The organism is Bradyrhizobium sp. NBAIM01 (assembly GCF_020194115.1).
Classification (GTDB): domain Bacteria; phylum Pseudomonadota; class Alphaproteobacteria; order Rhizobiales; family Xanthobacteraceae; genus Bradyrhizobium; species Bradyrhizobium yuanmingense.
The window spans coordinates 1-19,555 of sequence record NZ_JADYVU010000008.1 but is presented as its reverse complement, the minus strand read 5'-3'; the positions used below and the strand labels follow the sequence as shown (position 1 = coordinate 19,555).

The following is a 19,555-nucleotide window of genomic DNA, read 5'->3' as shown; positions in this document are numbered from 1 at the left end:
TTCAGAGTTGGGCGACCTGCATGGGGCGAACGACGGGGAGTGGCGCCGTCTTGCGGCGGCGCCGCGCGGCTGCCTCGGCGTAATAGGTCTCCAGCTGCCGCGCGCGATGGTCGGGGGTGTGGTCGGCGAGCACCCGCCGCCGCGCGTTGTGGGCGATCGTGCGCCGTTGCTCGTCCGGCATGTCGCGCAGGATCTCGACAACCTCGCGCGGGCTGGCTGCCAGCAGGATTTCCTTCGAGGGCGCGAAGATCGTCTCGATCCCCGGCCAGCGGTCCGAGATCACGGGCGTGCCGCAGGCCGCCGCCTCGAACAGCCGCACGCTCGGGGAGAAGCCCAGCGCCTTCATGTCGGCGCGGGTGGCGTTCAGCGTGAAACGCTGCGCCGCGTAGAACTCCGGGTGCTGCTTCGGCGAGAGGTGCTCGATCCGCGTAACGTTGGCGGGCCAGGCGATATTGTCCGGATATTGCGCGCCGGCGACGACGAATTGATCCGACGGCAGCGTGCGCGCCGGTGCCAGCAGCAGCTCCTCGAGAACGGGCTGCCGGTCCTCGCTGTAGGTCCCGAGATAGCCGAGCGCCCATTTCGGCGGCGCCTGCTTCGGCGCGTAGATCTCCGCGTCTGCGCTGCAGTAAAGCACACGCGCGAGCGGACTGCCGTAGCTCTGCTCGATCATGCCGGGCACCGGTCCGCCGGTGAACGACAGATAGAGATCGAAGCGCGGGATCATTGCCGCCGAGAGATAGTCGAGGCCTTGCTCGAGCCGCGCCAGAGTGACTGGCGTGTCGATGTCGTAGAACGCGGTGATGCCCCTCGCGTGCGTCGTGGTCCATTCGGCGAGCGCGATCCCGTCAGGAACATAAGAGCCGATGATCACCAGATCGGCACCGCGGATCAGCTTGCCGAACTGGCGCGGAACATCTTTCGAAGATTGGTACAATTCGACAGTCCAGGCAGAGGGCTTGGTCAGGTCGCGGTGATCCCGATACCAGGGCACGTCCCGCTCCAGGAACGTGACGCGGTGACCTCGTCGCGCCAGCGCTTCGATCAGGGCGCGGTAGGTCGTCGCATGACCGTTGCCCCAGGACGAAGTGACCGAAAGACCGATGACGACGATGGAGAGGTTCATTCTGCTGCCTCGATTCGGGAGCTGTGGGCGACGAAGAGATCGTTGAACTGGCGGGCGCGCTGCCGGTAAGTGTGCTGGCTGAGGATGCGTGCGCGGGCGCGGCGGGCGATCGACCGGGCCCGCTCGGGATCGAGCGCGGTGAGGTGCTCGGCCACCTCGGCTCCGTCGGCGGCCACCAGCACCTCGCGGCCGGGTTCGAGGAAATGATCGATGCCGGCCCACTCGTCAGTGATCAGGCACGCGCCGGCGCCGATCGCTTCGAACACCCGCGTCGGCGGTGAGAAGCCATAGCGCGCCATGCTGTCGCGATTGACGTTGAGCGTGGCGAGCGCGGAGCCGAAGAACGCGTTGTGATCGGCGGTGCCGACATGGCCGACCTTGCGCAGATTGGCGGAGGCGTCCTTGTCGTCCCAGCCGGAGCCGCCGAGCACGAAGGACTTTTCGGGCAGATGGCGTGCAACGTCGAGGAAGAAATGCTCGACGCGCGTCTCGCGGTCGGGCAGGCGGTTCGCCAGCAGGCTGAGATCGCAGGCAAAGCGCGGATTGGGCGGTGACGGAAAATGCGTGGAGGGATCGAGTGCGTTGTAGATCGGCACGCAGTCCCGCGCGCCCACCGATCGATACGCGGAGACGACGGGTTCGCCGCCGCCATAGGTCAGGACCATGTCGTAGTATGGGATCGCGCGACGCAGATGATGCTGCGGATCGCTTTCCATCGCCTCGAGCGTGGCGGGAGCATCGACGTCCCAATAGATCCGCGTCAGCCGCGAGGGCAGCGCGGCGACGGCGTTCTCCAGCTCGAGATCAAAGACGCCGACGCCGCTGGCCTTGACCAGCATGTCGGCCGATTGTGCGGCGGTGTCGAGCGCGCGGCGCCAGCCGTCCGCAGTCGCGGGATACACCACCACCCTGGCCCAATCCGGCTCGTCGATGTCGCGATGCGACTGGCGGTCGAAGGCGTCGGGTTCGTAGAAGGTGACCTCGTGGCCGAGCGCCGCGATCTCCTTCAGCATGCCACGATAGTAGGTGGCAGCGCCGTTCCAGTAGGACGAGACGAGGCTGGATCCGAAGAAGCAGATCTTCATGCAACGGCTCCGATGTCGTGCTGAGGCCGTGCCGAACGGCTGGAATCCCTGAGGTCGGTGACGATGTCGATGAGCTGCTCGGCGCGGTGGCGGCAGGTATGACGATCCCGGATGACCTTCAGTCCGGTCTCCACCATCGCGGCAGAGAATTCCGGATCGTCGATGATGATACGAAGCGCATGCTTCATCTGCGCGCCGTCGGCAACGCTGAGATAAGCGCCCTCGGGGAACAGGCCTTCCTCATCCGACCAGGGTGCCGAGACCAGGGGAATGCCGCAGGCCAGCGCCTCGAACACGCGGATGGTCGGGATGCCCGGAAGCAGGGCGACGTAAGGCCCGCGCGGCACATGGATGGTCGCGCGCGCGCTAGCGAACGCGACGGGGGCCCAGTGCGCCGGCAGCCAACCGCCATAGCGGATGCCTGCGCTCCTGATGGTGTGGAGTGCGTCATCCGAGTAGCGGACGCCATGGACGCTCGCGCGGAGCTTCAGCTCCGCCACGGGCTCGACCAGGAACTCGTTCAGCTCGGCGCTGCGCTCGCCGTCGCCCCAATTGCCGATCCAGACCAGATCGTCGGTCCGCTCGACCTGGGGCAACGGGTGATACAGCGCAACGTCCGCTGCCTCGTGCCATGTGAAGACCCGGTCTGCCCAGCCGAGCTTCAGATAGATCTGCCGAAGCACCTCGCCGAAGGCGAGCACGCCGTCGAATCCGTCGAGATCGAATTGCGCAAGCTCGTCGGGCGCGCTGACCGCACGGTGATGGGTATCGTGAAAGAGCAGGGTGAAGGACCCGCCTTGCACCCGCCTGCGCCCGATCTGCGCGATGAGATCGGGCGAATTCCATTCATGCACGATGACGAGATCCGCGCCATCAAGCGCCCGCTCGAGATCGAGGCTGGTGTCGTAGCGGCGGATGTCGATGCCGGGGAAGAGGGCGGGAATGTCCTCCATCGCATGACTCCCTCCTTCGCGAATGGCGTTCAGGCGGCTCCAGCCGTCGATGGGCTCGAACACGACCACCTCGTGCCCAAGCGCATGGAGCTCGCGTGCATAGCCTCGCAGGAAATGCGCGTTGCCGTTGTTCCAGCAGGAGGTGAAGGCATGATAGAACAGGACGCATTTCATGCGCGCACCTCGATTTGGCTGGCCGCGGCGCTCGTCCGGCGCGATGCGATCAGATCCTGGTAGAGACCGAGATAGGCGCTCGTCATGCGCGTCAGCGAATAGGTCAGGGATTGCTCATAGGCGGCCCGCTGCAGCTTTGCGCGGCCCATCTCGTCAGCGCAAAGATCTGCCAGAGCCCGGTGCAGCGCCTCGCTGTCGGCGGGATCGACGAACAAGGCGGCGCCGCGCCACAATTCCCTGAAGGTCGGGATGTCAGAGAGGACCAGCGCGCAGCCGGCGGCGGCGGCTTCCAGCACCGAGAGACCGAACGGTTCATAGAGTGCGGGGCTGACGAAGATCGCTGCATGCTGCAGGCGCGTCTCCAGCGCCGCGTGCGGCAGCTCTCCGAGCCAGGTGATACCCGCTGGCAGGCGTGCTTCGATAGGACCGGCCACCTCGACCGGCCAATCCAGCCTGGGCGCGGCGGCGGCGAGCGCTTCGATGTTCTTGGCTCGGTCCCACAGCCGTCCTGCCGCGAAAATCAGGTCCTGCTTTCGCCCAGACGGGGCGCGTGGCGAAATTCCGTTCCAGATCACCGCGCCGCGCGATCGCGGCTGGTAGATCGCCGTGATGTCGTCGTGGAAGGCCCGGCTCGGACAGACCCAGGCCTGCGCCGCGTCGAGCGCGGCGGCGACCCGCTCGCTGTAGCGGCGCCATTTGGGCTCGCCAAGCCAGGCCGTATCGTGGCAGGCGAGTGCCCACGAATTTACGCAGGAATGCGCCACCAGCACTGTCGGGGCCTGCCAGGCAAAGGTCGCCTCGCGGAAGCTGTTGAGATGCACAACGTCGGGCATCAATCTGGCTTCCAGGTTTGCAAGCACGCGCCTTGCGTCGGAAACGTTTTGGCCCTCCGGGTCCTGCCATTCGAGTGCGAGGTCCGTCTCGATCAGGTGAACGGTGGTCTCGTGCAGCATCTGACGCTGATAGGCCCGTGCCCGCGGGCCCAGCGTCACCAGCGTGACGTCGGCCCCGGACGCAGCGAGACTGGCGGCGAGGGCGCAGGAATAGGTCCACACGCCGCCAACCGTGTCGGTCGTCATCATCATCCTGATGTCGGCGCCACGGCTCATGAGGCCACCTGGAGTTCGAGGCTGTCGAGCGGGACCGGGCGATCGTTCTGCACGTCGCTGAACTGGTCGAACATCGCGAGATAGTGCCGGTGTGCGCGCTCCCAGGCGACGTCGTCGGGCTCGCCCCAGAGCCTGCGGTAGTCGGGAGAGCCGGGATAGGGATAGAGCGGCACCGGATCGTTGGCCCAGACGCCGGCATCCTGCATGGTGCGGCGCCAGCGCTGCACCACGGGATCGTCGTCCTCGGGCACCTCGATCAGGTTGGCCTGCACGAAGGGGACGTGGCGGCGGGCTTCGACCAGCCGGTCGGCGAGCTGATCCGTCGTCATCTTGCAATTCTTGGCGAGGGCCGCGCGCCCTTCCACGGTGAGGCTCTCGATGCCGGCTTCGATCGAGACGCAGCCGGCGCGCCCGAGCAGGGCGAGCATGTCGGGCTTCCAGAGGTCGATCCGCGTCTGCACGCCGAACTTCAGCCCGCGCGTCGTCAAGCCCTCCAGCAGCTCGCGGTTCGGAAGGAAGATCTCATCGATGAAGTAGACGTACTCGATGCCATGGCGGCGCAGACGATCGATCTCGTCGAGAATGACGGTGGGCGGCCGCTTGCGATAGGCGTTGCGGAAATTCTCCTTGGCGCAGAACGTGCAGTTAAAGGGACAGCCGCGCGAGGCCTCCACCTCGGCGCCGGGCGCCGTCGGCTCGGCCTCGAAGCGGTGATGATGGTGATGGTGACGCCGGATCATCTCGTCAGGCCAGTCGAGCGCTGGCTGATCGCTGAACGCGACCGCCTGCGGACCGCCATTGACCCGGAGCGAAGCACCGTCGGCGAAGCACAGGCCGGGAAAGTCTCGCTCGCCATTGGCGAGACGCAGCAGGGACGCCTCGCACTCGCCCATCACGACGATATCGACGCCAAGCTTCCTCAGGGCGGTCTTCGGCGTACTCGAACCATGCGGGCCGACCGCGATCAGGGTCGGCGCAAGGTCCCGCACCGCGATGGCGAGTTGCTGCGGCACGCGCAGCTCGGGCGGCGCGCAGCGCCAGAACAGATAGGTCGGTGCGGTGGTGAAGACGATCTGGCCGGGACGAAAGGCGCGCAGCTCGGCCTCGATGTCGCGGAGGGAGAGATCGAACATATGCGCATCGAGCAGCAACGTGTCGTGGCCGGCCGCCTTCAGATAGTGCTGGGAGATGCCGAGCTCGAGCGGCAGGTGAGGCGAGCGGCAGCCGAAATAGATGCTGCCCGAAAAGTCCCAGTTCGGATTGATGAGGGCGACCCGCGTCATGCCAGGGCCTCGCTTCTGTCCTGTGATCCGAAGCGGCTGTCGAGCCAGGTGTGGAGCGAGCGCAGGCCATCGGCGAGAGGCATTTGCGGCGTCCAGCCGAGCGCGGTGGCGAGCGCCCGCGTGTCGGTCACGTACCAGGGCTGATCGCCCGGTCGCCAGTCTGCAAAGCGATAGCTGACCTTGCGGCCCGTCAGCTCGGTGATGCGGTCTATCAACTCGAGCAGGCTGATCGCATTCGCCGGACCGCCGCCGAGATTGAAGACGCGCCCGCGCGCCAGCGCGATGTGGTCGAGCGCCGCGAGCCAGGCGCTCACCGCGTCCGACACGTGCAGCGCGTCGCGGACCTGCTTGCCGTCGCCATAGATCGTCAGCGGATTGCCGCTTATGGCGCTGAGCAGGAAGTGTGCGATCCAGCCCTGGTCCTCGGTGCCGAACTGCCGCGGCCCGTAGATGCAGCTCATGCGCATCACCACGGTCTGCAGCCCGAACACCCGGGCATAATCGTGGACGTATTGATCGGCGGTGCCCTTGGAGCAACCATAGGGGCTGTAGAAATCGAGCGGGGCGTTCTCCGAAATGCCGCCGGCGAGCAGATCGTTGACCGGCGTGTAGCGACGGCCGGTGAGCGCGATCTCGCTGTCCTCGATCAGGCGCCCGTAGACCTTGTTGGTCGAGGCGAAGATCACCGGGGCCGAGGCGTTGTGCAGGCGGACGGCTTCGAGCACGTTCAGCGTGCCACGGGCGTTGATCTCGAAATCGGCCGAGGGATCGCTGACGCTGTCGGTGACGGCGACCTGGGCCGCGAGGTGCAGCACGGCGCGTGCCTCGCGCACGGCGTCGATCACCGGAATGGGGTCGCGGATATCGGCCACCGTGATCGCGACGCGGTCGCCATGCCGGGATTTCAGCCATTGCGCGTTCTCGCGCACGCCGGCGCGGGCGAGATTGTCCAGCACCAGCACACGGTCGCCGCGCTCGGCCAGACGGTCGGCGAGATTGCAGCCGATGAAGCCGCAGCCGCCGGTGACCAGGACGGGTCTGTTGTCTTGTTCACTCATCACGCGACCAACCCTCGTTGCAGCAGCTCACGGGTCGCCCGCTCCGCCTGATCGTCGGCGATCTGGTCGGCGAGGTACCCGGCGAGCTCTTCGAGCCCGTCCTTGAACGCGACATGCGGCTCGAAGCCGAGCAGGTCGCGTGATTTGCCGATGTCGGCGAAGCAGTGCCGGATGTCGCCAGCACGGTATTTCCGTGTGATCTCGGCAGCGATCTCGCACCGTCCCATCACCTGGGCAAGATCCTCGGCTACCGACAGAATGGTGCGGCTCTGGCCCGAGCCGACGTTGAAGACGTCCTGGGCGTGGTCGGATTCGAGCGCCATGCGGCAGGCGCGGGCGACATCGTGCACGTGGACGAAGTCGCGCCGCTGCAGACCGTCTTCGAAGACGAGCGGCGGCCGGCCATTGAGCAGCCGCGCGGCGAAGATGGCCAGCACCCCGGTATAGGGATTCGACAGCGCTTGCCGCGGACCGAACACGTTGAAGAAGCGCAAGCCGACCGTCGGAATGCCGTAGGCCTTGCCCGTGATCAGGCACATCCGCTCCTGCGCATATTTGTTCAGCGCGTAGATCGAGCTCAAAGACGGCTGCTTGGTCTCAGGCGTAGGCACGGGATCGAGCGTATGGCCTGCATGATCCCGCAGTTCCCACTCTCCTTGGCGAAGCTGCCCGATCGGTCGTTCGTCGCAAGCCACGACGTTGCCGACGGCATCACGATACAGGCCCTCGCCGTAGATGCTCATCGAGGACGCCACCACCAGCCGTGCGACCGGTCGCTTCGCCAGCGCCTGCAGCAGCACGGCGGTGCCGAGCTCGTTCGTCCTGACATAGGGCTCGATGTCGTACATGCTCTGGCCGACGCCGACGGCGGAGGCGAGATGCAGGACCATGTCGGCGCCGCGCAAGGCCTGTTCGACGGCGACGCTGTCCGTGACGTCGCCGACCACGAGCTCGGCATCGTCCGCGAGATAAGCGGGCCGCTGACGGTTGCCGCCATGGACCTGCGGAGAGAGATTGTCGAGAAGGCGGACCTCATAGCCAGCCGCAAGCAGCACGTCGGCCGTATGCGAACCGATGAATCCCGCGCCTCCGGTAATCAATACTCGCGTCATTCACCGCTCCGTGCCGCATGGGACCGATCCGTTCGGGACCAGCCGATGATGAGAGTTGAAGCGCGCCTTTGCTTGGTCGGGCGACCTGCGCGCCAGTCACGTCTGGGAGTTAGAAGCGGTGCAAGGAATGTTCGTTCCTGCGAAACCTACAAACGAAAGTTTCTCTAACCTGGATCAATAACCCAAGTGAATCCCAGCTAGAATCCCGGCTAGAAATGCGCGCCATGAAGTGGCGCCGGCAGGTCGAGATGTCTTGCAACCGTCGCGCCGATGTCGGCAAAGCCGGCGCGTCGGCTGATCGGAGCCGTTGACTGCGCGGTCCACGCCAGGATCGGGACCTGCTCGCGCGTATGATCGGTGCCGCTCCAGGTCGGATCGCAGCCATGATCGGCGGTGATGATGAGGAGATCGTCGCTTCGCAGCCGGCTCAGCAGCTCGGGGAGGCGGGCGTCGAAAGCTTCGAGCGCCGCTGCGTAGCCGGCGACGTCGCGGCGGTGGCCGTAGAGCGTGTCGAAATCGATGAAGTTGGCGAACAAAAGCCCGCCTTCTGCAAGGCCTCCAAGCCCATCGAGCGTGGCATCGAACAGCGCTGCATTGCCGTCGCCGCGCAGGTTTCTCCCGGTGCCGCGATGAGCGAAGATGTCGTCGATCTTGCCGATCGTGACGATGTCGCGGCCGGCAGTTTCTGCAAGGTCGAGGATGGTTCGCTCGGGCGGCGGAACCGAGAAATCGCGCCGGTGCGAGCTGCGCTTGAAATTGCCTGCGTCCGTTCCGACGAACGGACGCGCGATGACGCGGCCGATGTTCAGGGGATCGACCAGCCGTCTCGCGATCGTGCAAACGTCGTAAAGCCGCTCAAGCCCGAACGTCTCCTCGTGCGCCGCGATCTGGAACACGCTGTCGGCCGAGGTGTAGCAGATCGGCTCGCCGCTGCGCATGTGGCGCTTGCCGAATTCGGCGATGATGTCGGTGCCGGAGGCGTGGCAGTTGCCGAGGATGCCGGGCAGTCCGGCTTGTTCGCACAGCTTTGTTACGAGATCGCGCGGGAAGCAGGGCTGGATCTTTGGAAAATAGCCCCAGTCGAACGCGACAGGCACGCCGGCGATCTCCCAATGGCCGGATGGCGTGTCCTTGCCCCTCGATATCTCGCTGGCGCATCCATGGCGCGCACCCTGAACCCGGCCGTCGAGCCCGGGCGGGACGCGCCCCGTCGCAAGGCGGCAGGCCTCGCCGAGGCCGAGCACCACGAGATTTGGCAGGCACAGCGGCCCCTCCCGCTGCGGACTATTGGCACGCCCGGCCATGCATGCATCCGCAATGTGGCCGATGGTGTCGGCACCTTCGTCGCCGTAATTGGCGGCGTCGGGCGCGGCGCCGATTCCGACGGAATCCATCACCAGGATCAGGGCACGCATGTCGGCTCCCTGATCGGCGGGGAGACGCCACTAGAGGAGGCGAGACCGGTCTTCGTGCAATAGCGCTCGACCATCTGCGCGCAGAAATCGGCGAACTCGTTCACGTCGAGCGGCGGGCTGGTGTGATGCGGTTCGAGACCGCGGTGTTCCGGCGTGAAGCAGAACGTCACAGTGATCTCGAACTCGGCCAGCGCATCCATCTGGCGGTCGAACCAGTCCAGTGCGTTGGGGCGGAAGCTGTCGGCCCATGACAGGCCGGTCCGCAAGTGCCGCACGCCGAACCGTCGCATCCAGCGCACGGCGTCATCGAGACGATGGTCCTCGAAATGAAACCACTGGCAGAGGCCCATGTCGGCGGCGTATTGGCCGAACAGCTCCGCCGCGGCTTTCGGCGTTCCATCCTCGCGCAGCAGGCCCATGTGGAAATGCCGGTAATAGGAGGACCCCTCGGCCTCCTTGTGCCGCGTGGTCGCCTCCCAGGCCGAAGGGAGATCATAGAGGCTGTACCAGTGGATGCGCGGCGCGCGGCCGATCAGAAGGTCGGCGGTGCGCGACAGGCCCCAGGCTTGCACCTCCTCGGCGCCGAACGAGGAGACGCCGACCTCGGTCACCCAGACCGGGAGCGAGGTAACAGCCTTGATCTCCTCGATCTTGGCCGGCCATTCTCCGATCTGCCATAAATTCCAGTCGAGCGGAAAGCCGTGCACGGCGACGGCGTCGACGTGATCGAGCACGCCACGCGCCTGCATGCTGCGCATGAAGGACGGGTCGATCGGCGAAATGCCGCCGAGCACGCGCGGCAAGGTCGGATGCGCGCTGCGGATGGCCTTGCCGGCCGCGAGCGCCAAGTTGGCAAACATCGCCCAGTCCGGGTCGATCAGCAGGTCCCAATGCGACTTGTTGTTGGGCTCGTTCCAGATCTTGGCAGCCTCGATCATCGACCCGCCTCCCGTGATGGATAAACCGGTCCGTCAGCCTGCGGCCGTACCGTGCGCTTGCACAGATAGACCTCCTCTTCCGGATGGGCCGCGATCGCAAAGCCGGCGCTGCGCAGCATGGCCTCGACGCAGGCGCGATTGGGCACCCACCAATTGGTGGGGTCGTCGGCATATTTGTGCTCGATGAAGTGCAGCTTCGGGTAGCCGGAGGAATCGAACTGGTCGGTGGTCCAGAAGTCGTAATTCTTCTCGATCGCATCGACCCGGCTGTCGCCGCGCAGCATCGACTGAAACAGGAGGAGATCGCCGGCGACGTGCTCATGGATCAGGTCCAGCGCCAGCAGCGGGTGTCGCAGATGATAGAGCACGCCCATGAAGATCACGAGGTCGAACTTTTCGCGGAGCTGCCCGACATCATAGGCCGACATCTTGCGGAATTCGATCCTGAGCCCGTTCACCTCGGCCGCGAAGCGGGCCTGGGCCAGATATTCTTCGTCGGTGTCGAGGCCGAGCACGCGTTCGGCGCCGCGCCGCTTCATCTCCATGGCGTAGAAGCCGGCATTGCAGCCGATATCGAGCACGGTCTTGCCTTCGAGCCGGTCCGGAATGATGCCGGAGAAGCGCTGCCACTTCACATTGGGGTAGTCGCCGAGAAAGTGCGACGGCGCTGTCGGCACGCCCTTGAGGTCGAGATTGTGAAACCATGGCCCCAGCGCATCGACGCGCTGGCGGATTTCCTCGCGGGAGAGGGCGCCTCTGGTCATGCAATCGCTCCGTTATTCATTGAGACCGGCCGGGCCCCGTCCGATGAGGCGCGGGTCCGCGACTTGGAACGGCCCTCGACGCCCTCGGCGAGCAGGGCCATTGCCGTGCGATAGCCGTCGATGGTGCCGACATCGACGTAGGATTCGCCGGCCTTGACCCCGATGCCGTTGCCGCCGGCCGAAAGGTAGGCATTGACCAGCGTCCCGAAATATTCGTCGCGGCGTTCGCGTGCGTGCCACAGCGCCTGGAGCTGGCGGAAGCCGTGGGCCGACATCTTGAAAGCACCCCAGATCCAGCGCGAGGCTGCATTCGGCTGCTTGACCTGGATCTCCGTCACCTGCTCGCCGTCCAGCACCACCGCATCGAAGAATTCGGGGTGCTCGACCGGGAACAGCAGGAACGAGAGGTCTGCCTCGGGCAGGGATTGCAGGGCCGCCTTGGGAAACCACACCGTGTCGGGCAAGCCGACCATGACGTCTTCGTGCCGCCCGACGACGGTGCTTGCCCTGAACACCGCGTCGCACAGGCCGGAGGCTTCGGGCTGCACCACATAGGCGAGCTCGGCGCTGCCGTAATGGTCGCCGAAATATTCGAGGATGTCGGACTTGCCGGGCGAGATCACGAAGCAGATCTTGTCCGCGCCGCCGAGGATGAGGCGCTCCAGCAGATATTCGGAGACCGCGCAGGGACGGTCGGTACCGTCGTCATGCCGGCTGCCGACCGGCAGCAATTCCTTCGAGAACGCAAGCGGCTGGATACGGCTGCCGCGGCCCGCGGCCGGAACGATGCCCCACATGATCAGGCCTCCTCGATTTGTTGCCGGCTGATGCGGCTCGACGCAATCTGCTCGAGCATCGAGATCAGTTCACGCGCCCGCTTGTCGGATGTGTGCTGGTCCATGGTGCGCTCATAGGCGCGCAGGGCCATGCGCCTGAGCTCGGCATCCGGCATCGCGAGTGCGGCAAGCGCGTCGTGCTCGTCGCGTGCGATCAGGATCTCTTCTCCGGGCGCGAAGAAGTCCGCTATTCCGGGCCAGTCGTCGCTCAGCAGCGGGGCACCGCAGGCCGCGGCCTCGAACAGCCGGCCGGACGGGCACCAGCCCATCTCCGCCATGGCCCGGCGGGTGACGTTGAGGGTCAGCCGCGATGAGGCAAAGAACGGCGCGTGCTCGGACGGCGGCAGGTGCCGCACGAAATAAATGTTGGGCGACCATGGGAAATCGTCCGGGTACTGCGCGCCGCCGATCAGGAAGCGGAGATCCTGGCGCGCCCGCGCGGGCGCAACGAAAAGCGCCTCGAGCGTGTGCTGGCGGTCTTCGGAGTAGGTGCCGAGATAGGACAAATCGGCGCGATAATGCGGCTGCGGCGCGACCGGATGGTGGATGTCTGTGTCGACATGCCCATAAAGCGGCCGCGTGTCGCGCGCGCCGAGCCTGTTGCGGAATTCGTCCGCAACGTGAGGCCCGCCGGTAAAGCTGAGCACCAGCGCGAAGTCCCGCAGGCCGCGCGGGCCGATATAGGGAACGGCCTCGCCGGCGATGAGCCTTGCCAGCGTGACCGGAGTATCGAGGTCGTAGAACACGGGAACGGCACGATCCTCAGCAAGGATCAGCTCGGTCGCGGCGATCGCATCGGGGCAATAGGAGGTCACGATCGCAACGTCGGCGTCACGGACCTCCGCGCTTGCCGCCTGCCGCACATCGTCCCAGTTCGCGAACAGTCGGAGCGCGCCGCCCGGCAGCTCGTAGAGATCCCGGGCACCGGAATAATAGGGCACGTCGCGCTCGAAGAAGACGACGCTGTGTCCCGAACGCGCGAGATGCTTGCAGAGGCCGCGCCACAAGGTGGCGTGACCGTTGCCCCAGGAAGACGAGATTGTCAGGCCGAAGATGACGATCTTCACGCCGGCACCCGCTGGTTGATCCCGGTGATCTTCATGCCCCTTCTGTCGGCGCGGAGCGTGCTGATGCTGGCAGGATCGATCTCGATCGAAAGAAACTGATCGAGCGGCATGCGCGAATAGTGCAGCAGCGCGGCACGGATCGGCTCGGCGTGGCTGACGAGGACGACCGCGTCGAGATTGCGGTCGCCGCGCAGCTGCTCCAGATGAGCGACCATGCGGTTCTGAAGCGACCGCATGCTCTCGCCGCCGGGCGGGCGGCTGGTGCCGCGTCGCCCATTCCAGCGCGACCATCGGGGATCCGGCGCCAGCTCGTCGAACGATCGCCCGGTCCATTCGCCATAATCGAGTTCGTCGAGGGCAGGAACGATCTCGACCGGCAGCCTGAAATGCGCCGCGAGGATGCATGCCGACTGCATACAGCGCCGTTGCGGGCTGGACTGAATGAGCGATGGCCGCGCCGCGATGGTGCCGGCACAGCGCGCCATTTCCTCACAGCCGAGATCGTCGAGCGCGACGCCTTTCATCCGGCCGCACAGGATGCGGCCGAGCAGGGCATGATGACCGTGGCGGACGAGATGGATGATCCCAGCCATCACGCAAACGCCTTGTCGTCGATGAAGGCGCGCGTCCGCCGTCCGGCCTCCTCGTCGGTGAACTGCTGCGGCGGCGATTTCATGAAATAGCTCGAAGGGCCGGTCAGCGCTCCGGCCTGGCCGCGGTCCATGGCGAGCTTGGCACAGCGCACCGCGTCGATCACGACGCCCGCCGAATTCGGGGAGTCCCAGACCTCGAGCTTGACCTCGGCGCTCAGGGGAACGCCGCCAAAGGTCGTTCCCTCCAGGCGGATGAAGGCGAGCTTGCGATCGGTGAGCCACGGCACGTGGTCGCTCGGTCCGACATGGATGTTGTCGGGGTCCATGGGGACGTCGAACTGGCTGGTCACGGCCTGGGTCTTGGAGATCTTCTTCGAGGCCAGCCGCTCCCGCTCGAGCATGTTCTTGAAATCGGTGTTGCCGCCGACATTGAGCTGGTAGGTGCGGTCGAGCCGCACCCCGCGCTCGCGGAACAGGTTAGCGAGCACGCGATGCAGGATGGTGGCACCGACCTGGCTCTTGATGTCGTCGCCGACGATCGGCAGGCCGGCCTCCTCGAAGCGGCGCCGCCATTCGGGATTGGAGGCGATGAAGACCGGAATGCAATTGACGTAGCCGCAGCCGGCCTCGATGGCGCGCGCCGCATACCATTCGCTGGCGCGCTGCGAGCCGACCGGAAGATAGGAGACCAGAACGTCGGTGCGGGACATCGCCAGCACTTCGGACACGTCGGCCTCCGGCACGTCCGCAATCGGAACGTCGTCGGTGAGATAATGCCCGATGCCGTCCAGGACCGGTCCGCGCTGCACGATCACGCCTGTCGGCGCGACGTCGGAGAAACGGTGCGTGTTGTTGGGCGAGGCGAAGATCGCATCGGCGACGTCGCGGCCGACCTTGTTGGCGTTGACGTCGAACGCCGAAGCGATCTGGATATCGCTGATATGGTAACCGCCGAGATCCGCGTTCATTAGCCCCGGGACCGGCTCGTTCGACTTGGCGTTCCGGTAGTAGGTGAGGCCCTGGACGAAGGAGCTCGCGCAATTGCCGACGCCGACGAGTCCGACGCGCACGCGGCGCCTGTGTTGGAGACGAGAATGCATGGAATGAAGCCCTCCGGAAAACGCGCGGCGTCGGTGCAAGAGTCGGTGTAAGTACGTCGGCGAACGTGTGGAAGGTATGTTCGTTCCTGGAAAGGAGATGGCGGGCGGCACGCCTCGGCCGATTCATCGCGAGAAAATGCGACGCGCTTAACATGGGATAAAATCCCGCACCGCCTGCTCGGAACGAACGGCTTTCATGATGAAGATGAAGAAGATGATGCTCGCCTCACGCGGACCGTTTCGTATCTGCCGCGAAGAACCAATCACTCCGGCCCGCGTTTGTCGGCCAATGGTTCGATGCGGTGCGGCGTTCATCGCCCGCCTAGTGAACGAGGTGTGACATGACATCCAAGGCACAGAACAGCGAAGCCCACGAGACCACCGATCACAACGTCATCCAGAAATGGGCCGAAGAACGCGGCGGGAAACCGGCGACCGTGAAGGCGACGGAGGAGGGTGGCCACGCCGGAATCCTGCGTATTGATTTCGATCCGCCGGATGAAGCGTTGGATCGCATCAGCTGGGACGCGTTCTTCGAGAAGTTCGATGAAGCCGGCATCGCGTTCCTGCATCAGGATCGAACCAAGGACGGCAAGCTCAGTCGATTCCACAAGTTCGTGCGACACTAGCGACCGCGCGAGATGGCGGGCGGCTGGGCGGAAGCGATCAGGGCGGGCGATTTCGCACGCGCCTGGACCATCAACGATGGTGATTTGCTGGAGATCGCGCATCCGCCCAAGCACACTGGCCCGCGCCACCTCCAGCGGATCTGGCGCGGCGAGGACCTGAAAGATAAGCACGTGCTGGTGCGCTGCTATCACGGGCTCGGCGACACCATCCAGTTCCTGCGCTTCATGAAGCCGCTTCGCGCGATTGCGCGCAGCGTCACCCTGTGGTGTCAACCCGAGCTGCTGCCGATGGTCGAGGGCGCAGCGGGCGTCGATCGCGCCATCCCGCTGCATGATGGTGCGCCCGAGAGCGCTTTCGAGGTCGACATCGAGATCATGGAGGTGCCGCACGCCATCCGAGCGCGCCGCGACCAGGTCGAGATCCGCGTTCCTTATCTGGGGCTGCCTCCAATCGCCCTTCAGCCGCTTCGGCGAGAACAAGGGCTGGCCGTCGGCCTGGTCTGGAAAGTCGGTGAGTGGGACAAGCGGCGGGAGGTTCCGGCCGTCTTGCTGCGCAATCTCGCTGGATCCGGCGTGACGCTCCATTCGCTCCAGCGCGGCGCCAGCACCGAAGTGCTCGCGGCGATCGGGGCACGGGACATCAGCACGCCTGATATCGTCGCTCTCGGCCATCGCCTGCGGCAGCTCGATCTCGTCATCTGTGTCGACACCATGGTGGCACACCTTGCGGGCGCGCTGGGATGCGAGGCCTGGGTCTTGCTGCATGCCGATTGCGACTGGCGCTGGCCCCAATCCGGTGCGCGTTCGTTCTGGTACCCGAGCCTGCGGCTGTTTCATCAAACACGGCCGGGCGATTGGGTCGATGTCATCGCCGACGCCCGCAACGCGCTACGGGTGCGGCTCGAAGGAGGTCGAACGACCGCGGCGATGTGATTTCCAGACGTTCTTTCCAAGACATTGATGAGGAACGAGCGCCGCCCACGCGCTTTGGTGCAACGCCCTCGCAATGGAAAGACGCTCATGCAAAGTTCCGACGCCGGTGTGTCGACTGCCAGCCTGTCGCAGGTGACCGACGATATCTGGATCGTGAACGACAAGCCGATCAACGCCGCCGGCCTGCAACTGCCCGTGCGGATGACTGTCATCCGCCTGTCGAACGGCGACCTCGTGCTGCATTCGCCGGTGAGATATTCGCCGGCTTTGCGCCAAGAGCTGGAGCGGCTGGGCACGATCAGATACCTGCTGGCGCCGAATATTGCGCACTGGATGTTCCTGCCAGAATGGCAAAGGCAGCTGCCGCAGGCCGCGATCTTTGCTGCGCGCGGCCTTGCGGCGCGCAGGCAGGTGCGGGCGGCCGGCCTCCGCGTCGATCGCGAGCTTGGAGACACGACGCCGGAGGAATGGGCCGCCGACCTCGAAACGGTGTCGGTGAATGCTCCGATGTTCTCGGAGGTCGAACTGTTCGACAGGCGGAGCCGGACGCTGGTTCTGACGGATATCGTGCAGAACCTCGATCCCCACCACCTCAGCGCCTCGAATACAGCCGCGGCGAGCCTGCTCGGCATTGCCAAGCCGGACGGGAAGGCCCCGGTCTATCTGCGGCTGCTGCTCCGCCTCGGCGGCCGTTCGGCGCGGGCTGCGGGCGAGCGGCTCGTGAAGCTGGCTCCGGAGCGGGTGATCTTTGCGCATGGCGACTGGTTCGAAACACAGGGAACGGCACGCCTGCGGCGATCCCTGCGCTGGCTGCTTCCCGCGGACGTCTCGGGACGCGAGCACGGGCAGATGGTCGGCACGCGCGTCGTCATCACCGGCGCCTCCAGTGGAATCGGCCGCGCCGCGGCGCTGGCCTTTGCCCGCGAGGGCGCAAGCGTGGTCCTCGCCGCACGCCGCGGCGAGGTCTTGATGCGGCTTGCTGCGGATTGTGAGGCGCTCGGAGGCCGGGCCCTGGCCGTGCCGACCGACGTCACTGACGCGGAGGCGGTGCAGCGTCTGGCCGGTGAGGCGGATGAGGCCTTCGGCGGCATCGACGTCTGGATCAACAACGCCGGCACGGGCGTGTTCGGGGCCTATCAGGATGCCGACATCGCGCTCCATCGCCGGACCATCGAGGTCAATCTGCTCGGCCCCATGCATGGCGCGTTCGCGGTGCTTCCGATCTTCCTCCGCCAGAACCGCGGTGTCCTGATCAACAACATCTCGCTCGGCGGCTGGGCGCCGACGCCCTTTGCCGCAGCCTACACCGCCAGCAAGTTCGGCCTGCGCGGCTTCACCGCAAGCTTGCGTCAGGAGCTCCGGGCTCATCCCGACATTCACGTCTGTGGCGTCTTTCCGTCCATTATCGATACGCCGGGCTTCGTCCACGGCGCCAACGTTTCCGGACGAAGGCTCGATCCTGGCCCGCTGCTTTATCAATCCGAAGATGTAGCCCAGACCCTCCTGAGCCTCGTCCGCGCGCCGCGTGACGAGGTGGCCGTGGGGTGGCCGGCGCGCGCCGGGCAACTGGCCTATGCGATTGCCCCTGAGATCACCGAGAATGTCATCGGAGCCGCATTCCGCTGGCTGCTGTCGCGCGCGCGTCCAGCAGCAAGGAACGAAGGCACCTTGCTCGAAGCGGGTCCGCAGGGCACGTCCGTCGACGGCGGCTGGCTGGTGCGGAAGCAGGTTCCGCCGGCCGCTGTGCTCAGCAAGGGGCTCGTGGTGCTCGGGATCGCTGCCGGCCTGGCATTCGCGGCATCGATGGCGGGCCGTTCCAGACCCCGCGCGAGGACGCGGCGGCGCCGCGCGTGAGTCCGCGGCAATCTCGCGCCGAGGACCGACGGCGATGCCCGCCTGCCGGACCGCAGATGGCTCCGGCGCCGGAACGAAGCCCTGAGACCGCGCGTTCCTGCGGGAACACCCGAGGACCAGACGTTGCCGCGCTATCATTTTGATTTGGTGGATTCTGAAACCGTAGCCGACGAGGGAGGCGCCGATTTGCCGGACGACATCAAGGCTCTGGATGTCGCCGAAGAGATTGCGCGGCGCCTGCTCGAGGAGCGTCCCGAGCTCAAGGGCCGCCACCTCTCGATCCTCGTCACGAATGAGGATGGTGAGGAAATCGGCCGGATGCCGCTGGATGTAGTGCACTGAAGCCGTGATCTGACATGACGTTCATGATTGGGGTGATCGCCGACACGCATGGACTGCTGAGGCCCGAGGCGGAGCGCTGCCTCGCCGGCGTCTCGCACATCATCCACGCCGGCGACATCGGCGCCCAGGCGGTGATGGACGGGCTTTGCCGCATCGCACCCGTCACCGCGATCAGGGGAAATGTCGACCGGGGCACGTGGGCTGAACGCTTTCCCGAAACACAAACGCTGCGCCTCGGCGGCCGCAGCTTCCACGTCCTGCACGACCTTAACGAGCTGACGATCGATCCTGCCGAGCTCGGGATCGATGTCGTGGTCTCAGGGCATTCCCACCGCGCGCGGATCGAAACCGTCAACGGCGTGCTCTATCTGAATCCAGGCAGCGCAGGGAAGCGCCGCTTCAAGCTGCCGATTACGCTGGCAACGATGGAACTGCACTCCGGCGGGCCGCTGCGGCCGGTCATTCACGATCTCGACACGCCAGCAGGCCTCCGCTGCTAGTGCGTCTTCGATTTCTGCCACCGCTCCAGATCCAGCGGCGGCCGTTCCGGATCGATCTGTTCCTTCTCGGGATTGCCTTGCCAAGGCTTATCCGTCTGCCGGTGCGTCGGCATATCGGTCTTCCGGCGCGGATCGTCGAGCGGTGTCTCTCGCGGATCGGTTTCAGGTTCAGTCGCCTTTGGCATGTCTTTCCCCGTCGAGAGTTTCCCTGTCGAGCTCGCAGGATGGGCTGCGGCAGCACCCTCTGATCAACCCGGGACGCAGCGCGGTGTTCCCTGTCTCGCGCTGCGGCGATCGGCGCAGGAACGACCCCTGCGACAACTCATTGTTCTATTTCGACATTGCGAACCATCGACACAGGAGCAGCACATGTCAAAGATGCCTCCAGTCCCCGAAGAACAGCGGAGCAACAAGGGACCCGGTTCCGATCCGGCCGTCGAGCCGACAGAACGGGAGCCGGGCCGCGAGAATTTCGATACCCAGGGCCGCCACGGCAACATCAAGCAGAACACGACCAACCAGGGCTACCAGCAGGATCGATGATGCTCGACCTCAACAGATGCACCAAGAGACAGTCGATGAGCAGGACAGGTCTGGTGCTGCTCGCCGTGCTGGTGACCGCCTCCGCCGGAGCGGCATTCGGGCAGGGAGGTGGCGGCGGGGGAGGAAGCGCCGGTGGCGGGG

At 65.7% G+C, this 19,555-nt stretch carries 21 protein-coding genes; 6 read left to right on the top strand and 15 right to left on the bottom strand.

Annotation, left to right across the window (positions count from 1 at the left end; all coding sequences use genetic code 11):
• Position 1: 1 nt before the first annotated feature.
• The 14 genes from I6F31_RS24210 to I6F31_RS24145 all read right to left on the bottom strand — a co-directional run bounded on the left by I6F31_RS24210 (position 2) and on the right by I6F31_RS24145 (position 14,613).
• The gene (locus tag I6F31_RS24210; RefSeq protein WP_225186221.1) at positions 2-1,126 is read right to left on the bottom strand and encodes a glycosyltransferase; all 1,125 of its coding nucleotides are present in this window, start codon (positions 1,124-1,126) and stop codon (positions 2-4) included.
• Entirely contained in the window at positions 1,123-2,211 is a 1,089-nt protein-coding gene (locus I6F31_RS24205; RefSeq protein ID WP_036023658.1) for a glycosyltransferase, read from the bottom strand. The genes I6F31_RS24210 and I6F31_RS24205 overlap by 4 nt, the downstream gene beginning before the upstream one ends.
• A complete protein-coding gene (locus I6F31_RS24200) occupies positions 2,208-3,338 on the bottom strand; it encodes a glycosyltransferase (RefSeq protein ID WP_036005088.1) in 1,131 nt (376 codons plus the stop codon). The genes I6F31_RS24205 and I6F31_RS24200 overlap by 4 nt, the downstream gene beginning before the upstream one ends.
• Positions 3,335-4,447 (bottom strand): glycosyltransferase family 4 protein, encoded by a 1,113-nt coding sequence (locus I6F31_RS24195; RefSeq protein WP_225186220.1) that lies wholly within the window; start codon positions 4,445-4,447, stop codon positions 3,335-3,337. Before I6F31_RS24195 ends, I6F31_RS24200 begins: the two co-directional genes overlap by 4 nt.
• Complete coding sequence (locus I6F31_RS24190) at positions 4,444-5,730, bottom strand: TIGR04295 family B12-binding domain-containing radical SAM protein (protein ID WP_225186219.1); 1,287 nt, start codon at positions 5,728-5,730, stop codon at positions 4,444-4,446. Before I6F31_RS24190 ends, I6F31_RS24195 begins: the two co-directional genes overlap by 4 nt.
• A complete protein-coding gene (locus tag I6F31_RS24185; RefSeq protein WP_225174869.1) occupies positions 5,727-6,788 on the bottom strand; it encodes an SDR family NAD(P)-dependent oxidoreductase in 1,062 nt (353 codons plus the stop codon). The genes I6F31_RS24190 and I6F31_RS24185 overlap by 4 nt, the downstream gene beginning before the upstream one ends.
• Positions 6,788-7,900 (bottom strand): NAD-dependent epimerase/dehydratase family protein, encoded by a 1,113-nt coding sequence (locus I6F31_RS24180; RefSeq protein ID WP_225186218.1) that lies wholly within the window; start codon positions 7,898-7,900, stop codon positions 6,788-6,790. The genes I6F31_RS24185 and I6F31_RS24180 overlap by 1 nt, the downstream gene beginning before the upstream one ends.
• A 209-nt stretch (positions 7,901-8,109) precedes the next feature.
• On the bottom strand, positions 8,110-9,315 hold the full coding sequence (locus I6F31_RS24175; RefSeq protein ID WP_225186217.1) for a phosphopentomutase: 1,206 nt from the start codon (positions 9,313-9,315) through the stop codon (positions 8,110-8,112).
• Entirely contained in the window at positions 9,303-10,253 is a 951-nt protein-coding gene (locus I6F31_RS24170; protein ID WP_036005069.1) for a beta-xylosidase, read from the bottom strand. Before I6F31_RS24170 ends, I6F31_RS24175 begins: the two co-directional genes overlap by 13 nt.
• Positions 10,250-11,017 carry a TIGR04290 family methyltransferase gene (locus I6F31_RS24165; protein ID WP_036005066.1) on the bottom strand — a complete coding sequence of 256 codons (768 nt, stop codon included), beginning with the start codon at positions 11,015-11,017 and terminating at the stop codon, positions 10,250-10,252. Before I6F31_RS24165 ends, I6F31_RS24170 begins: the two co-directional genes overlap by 4 nt.
• Positions 11,014-11,814, bottom strand: coding sequence for a nucleotidyltransferase family protein (locus tag I6F31_RS24160; protein WP_036023674.1), 801 nt, complete (start codon positions 11,812-11,814; stop codon positions 11,014-11,016). The genes I6F31_RS24165 and I6F31_RS24160 overlap by 4 nt, the downstream gene beginning before the upstream one ends.
• A gap of 2 nt (positions 11,815-11,816) precedes the next feature.
• Entirely contained in the window at positions 11,817-12,920 is a 1,104-nt protein-coding gene (locus I6F31_RS24155; RefSeq protein ID WP_225149759.1) for a glycosyltransferase, read from the bottom strand.
• The gene (locus tag I6F31_RS24150; protein WP_225149758.1) at positions 12,917-13,513 is read right to left on the bottom strand and encodes a histidine phosphatase family protein; all 597 of its coding nucleotides are present in this window, start codon (positions 13,511-13,513) and stop codon (positions 12,917-12,919) included. Before I6F31_RS24150 ends, I6F31_RS24155 begins: the two co-directional genes overlap by 4 nt.
• Positions 13,513-14,613 carry an inositol-3-phosphate synthase gene (locus I6F31_RS24145; RefSeq protein WP_225186216.1) on the bottom strand — a complete coding sequence of 367 codons (1,101 nt, stop codon included), beginning with the start codon at positions 14,611-14,613 and terminating at the stop codon, positions 13,513-13,515. Before I6F31_RS24145 ends, I6F31_RS24150 begins: the two co-directional genes overlap by 1 nt.
• Before the next feature lie 341 nt (positions 14,614-14,954).
• Between I6F31_RS24145 and I6F31_RS24140 the strand changes: the two genes are divergently transcribed.
• From I6F31_RS24140 to I6F31_RS24120, 5 genes are all read left to right on the top strand, one after another.
• Positions 14,955-15,242, top strand: coding sequence for a hypothetical protein (locus I6F31_RS24140; RefSeq protein WP_057029924.1), 288 nt, complete (start codon positions 14,955-14,957; stop codon positions 15,240-15,242).
• A 12-nt stretch (positions 15,243-15,254) separates the two neighbouring features.
• Entirely contained in the window at positions 15,255-16,175 is a 921-nt protein-coding gene (locus I6F31_RS24135; RefSeq protein WP_225186215.1) for a hypothetical protein, read from the top strand.
• Between the two features lie 87 nt (positions 16,176-16,262).
• Complete coding sequence (locus tag I6F31_RS24130; protein WP_225186214.1) at positions 16,263-18,029, top strand: SDR family oxidoreductase; 1,767 nt, start codon at positions 16,263-16,265, stop codon at positions 18,027-18,029.
• 123 nt (positions 18,030-18,152) lie between these two features.
• Positions 18,153-18,371 (top strand): hypothetical protein, encoded by a 219-nt coding sequence (locus I6F31_RS24125; RefSeq protein WP_036005044.1) that lies wholly within the window; start codon positions 18,153-18,155, stop codon positions 18,369-18,371.
• 14 nt (positions 18,372-18,385) lie between these two features.
• Positions 18,386-18,871: a metallophosphoesterase family protein gene (locus I6F31_RS24120; RefSeq protein ID WP_036005040.1), complete on the top strand. Its 486-nt coding sequence runs from the start codon at positions 18,386-18,388 to the stop codon at positions 18,869-18,871.
• Here I6F31_RS24120 and I6F31_RS24115 read toward each other — a convergent pair.
• Entirely contained in the window at positions 18,868-19,056 is a 189-nt protein-coding gene (locus tag I6F31_RS24115) for a hypothetical protein (RefSeq protein WP_036005037.1), read from the bottom strand. The genes I6F31_RS24120 and I6F31_RS24115 overlap by 4 nt on opposite strands.
• 184 nt (positions 19,057-19,240) lie before the next feature.
• Here I6F31_RS24115 and I6F31_RS24110 point away from each other — a divergent pair, with 184 nt between their 5' ends.
• Complete coding sequence (locus I6F31_RS24110) at positions 19,241-19,414, top strand: hypothetical protein (RefSeq protein ID WP_192893250.1); 174 nt, start codon at positions 19,241-19,243, stop codon at positions 19,412-19,414.
• Positions 19,415-19,555 lie beyond the last annotated feature (141 nt).

What these genes read in the sequence shown, in the direction of transcription:
- I6F31_RS24210 (WP_225186221.1), bottom strand. Translation starts at nt 1,126, where the DNA reads ATGAACCTCTCCATCGTCGTCATCGGTCTTTCGGTCACTTCGTCCTGG.
- I6F31_RS24205 (WP_036023658.1), bottom strand. Translation starts at nt 2,211, where the DNA reads ATGAAGATCTGCTTCTTCGGATCCAGCCTCGTCTCGTCCTACTGGAAC.
- I6F31_RS24200 (WP_036005088.1), bottom strand. Translation starts at nt 3,338, where the DNA reads ATGAAATGCGTCCTGTTCTATCATGCCTTCACCTCCTGCTGGAACAAC.
- I6F31_RS24195 (WP_225186220.1), bottom strand. Translation starts at nt 4,447, where the DNA reads ATGAGCCGTGGCGCCGACATCAGGATGATGATGACGACCGACACGGTT.
- I6F31_RS24190 (WP_225186219.1), bottom strand. Translation starts at nt 5,730, where the DNA reads ATGACGCGGGTCGCCCTCATCAATCCGAACTGGGACTTTTCGGGCAGC.
- I6F31_RS24185 (WP_225174869.1), bottom strand. Translation starts at nt 6,788, where the DNA reads ATGAGTGAACAAGACAACAGACCCGTCCTGGTCACCGGCGGCTGCGGC.
- I6F31_RS24180 (WP_225186218.1), bottom strand. Translation starts at nt 7,900, where the DNA reads ATGACGCGAGTATTGATTACCGGAGGCGCGGGATTCATCGGTTCGCAT.
- I6F31_RS24175 (WP_225186217.1), bottom strand. Translation starts at nt 9,315, where the DNA reads ATGCGTGCCCTGATCCTGGTGATGGATTCCGTCGGAATCGGCGCCGCG.
- I6F31_RS24170 (WP_036005069.1), bottom strand. Translation starts at nt 10,253, where the DNA reads ATGATCGAGGCTGCCAAGATCTGGAACGAGCCCAACAACAAGTCGCAT.
- I6F31_RS24165 (WP_036005066.1), bottom strand. Translation starts at nt 11,017, where the DNA reads ATGACCAGAGGCGCCCTCTCCCGCGAGGAAATCCGCCAGCGCGTCGAT.
- I6F31_RS24160 (WP_036023674.1), bottom strand. Translation starts at nt 11,814, where the DNA reads ATGTGGGGCATCGTTCCGGCCGCGGGCCGCGGCAGCCGTATCCAGCCG.
- I6F31_RS24150 (WP_225149758.1), bottom strand. Translation starts at nt 13,513, where the DNA reads ATGGCTGGGATCATCCATCTCGTCCGCCACGGTCATCATGCCCTGCTC.
- I6F31_RS24145 (WP_225186216.1), bottom strand. Translation starts at nt 14,613, where the DNA reads ATGCATTCTCGTCTCCAACACAGGCGCCGCGTGCGCGTCGGACTCGTC.
- I6F31_RS24140 (WP_057029924.1), top strand. Translation starts at nt 14,955, where the DNA reads ATGACATCCAAGGCACAGAACAGCGAAGCCCACGAGACCACCGATCAC.
- I6F31_RS24135 (WP_225186215.1), top strand. Translation starts at nt 15,255, where the DNA reads ATGGCGGGCGGCTGGGCGGAAGCGATCAGGGCGGGCGATTTCGCACGC.
- I6F31_RS24130 (WP_225186214.1), top strand. Translation starts at nt 16,263, where the DNA reads ATGCAAAGTTCCGACGCCGGTGTGTCGACTGCCAGCCTGTCGCAGGTG.
- I6F31_RS24120 (WP_036005040.1), top strand. Translation starts at nt 18,386, where the DNA reads ATGACGTTCATGATTGGGGTGATCGCCGACACGCATGGACTGCTGAGG.
- I6F31_RS24115 (WP_036005037.1), bottom strand. Translation starts at nt 19,056, where the DNA reads ATGCCAAAGGCGACTGAACCTGAAACCGATCCGCGAGAGACACCGCTC.
- I6F31_RS24110 (WP_192893250.1), top strand. Translation starts at nt 19,241, where the DNA reads ATGTCAAAGATGCCTCCAGTCCCCGAAGAACAGCGGAGCAACAAGGGA.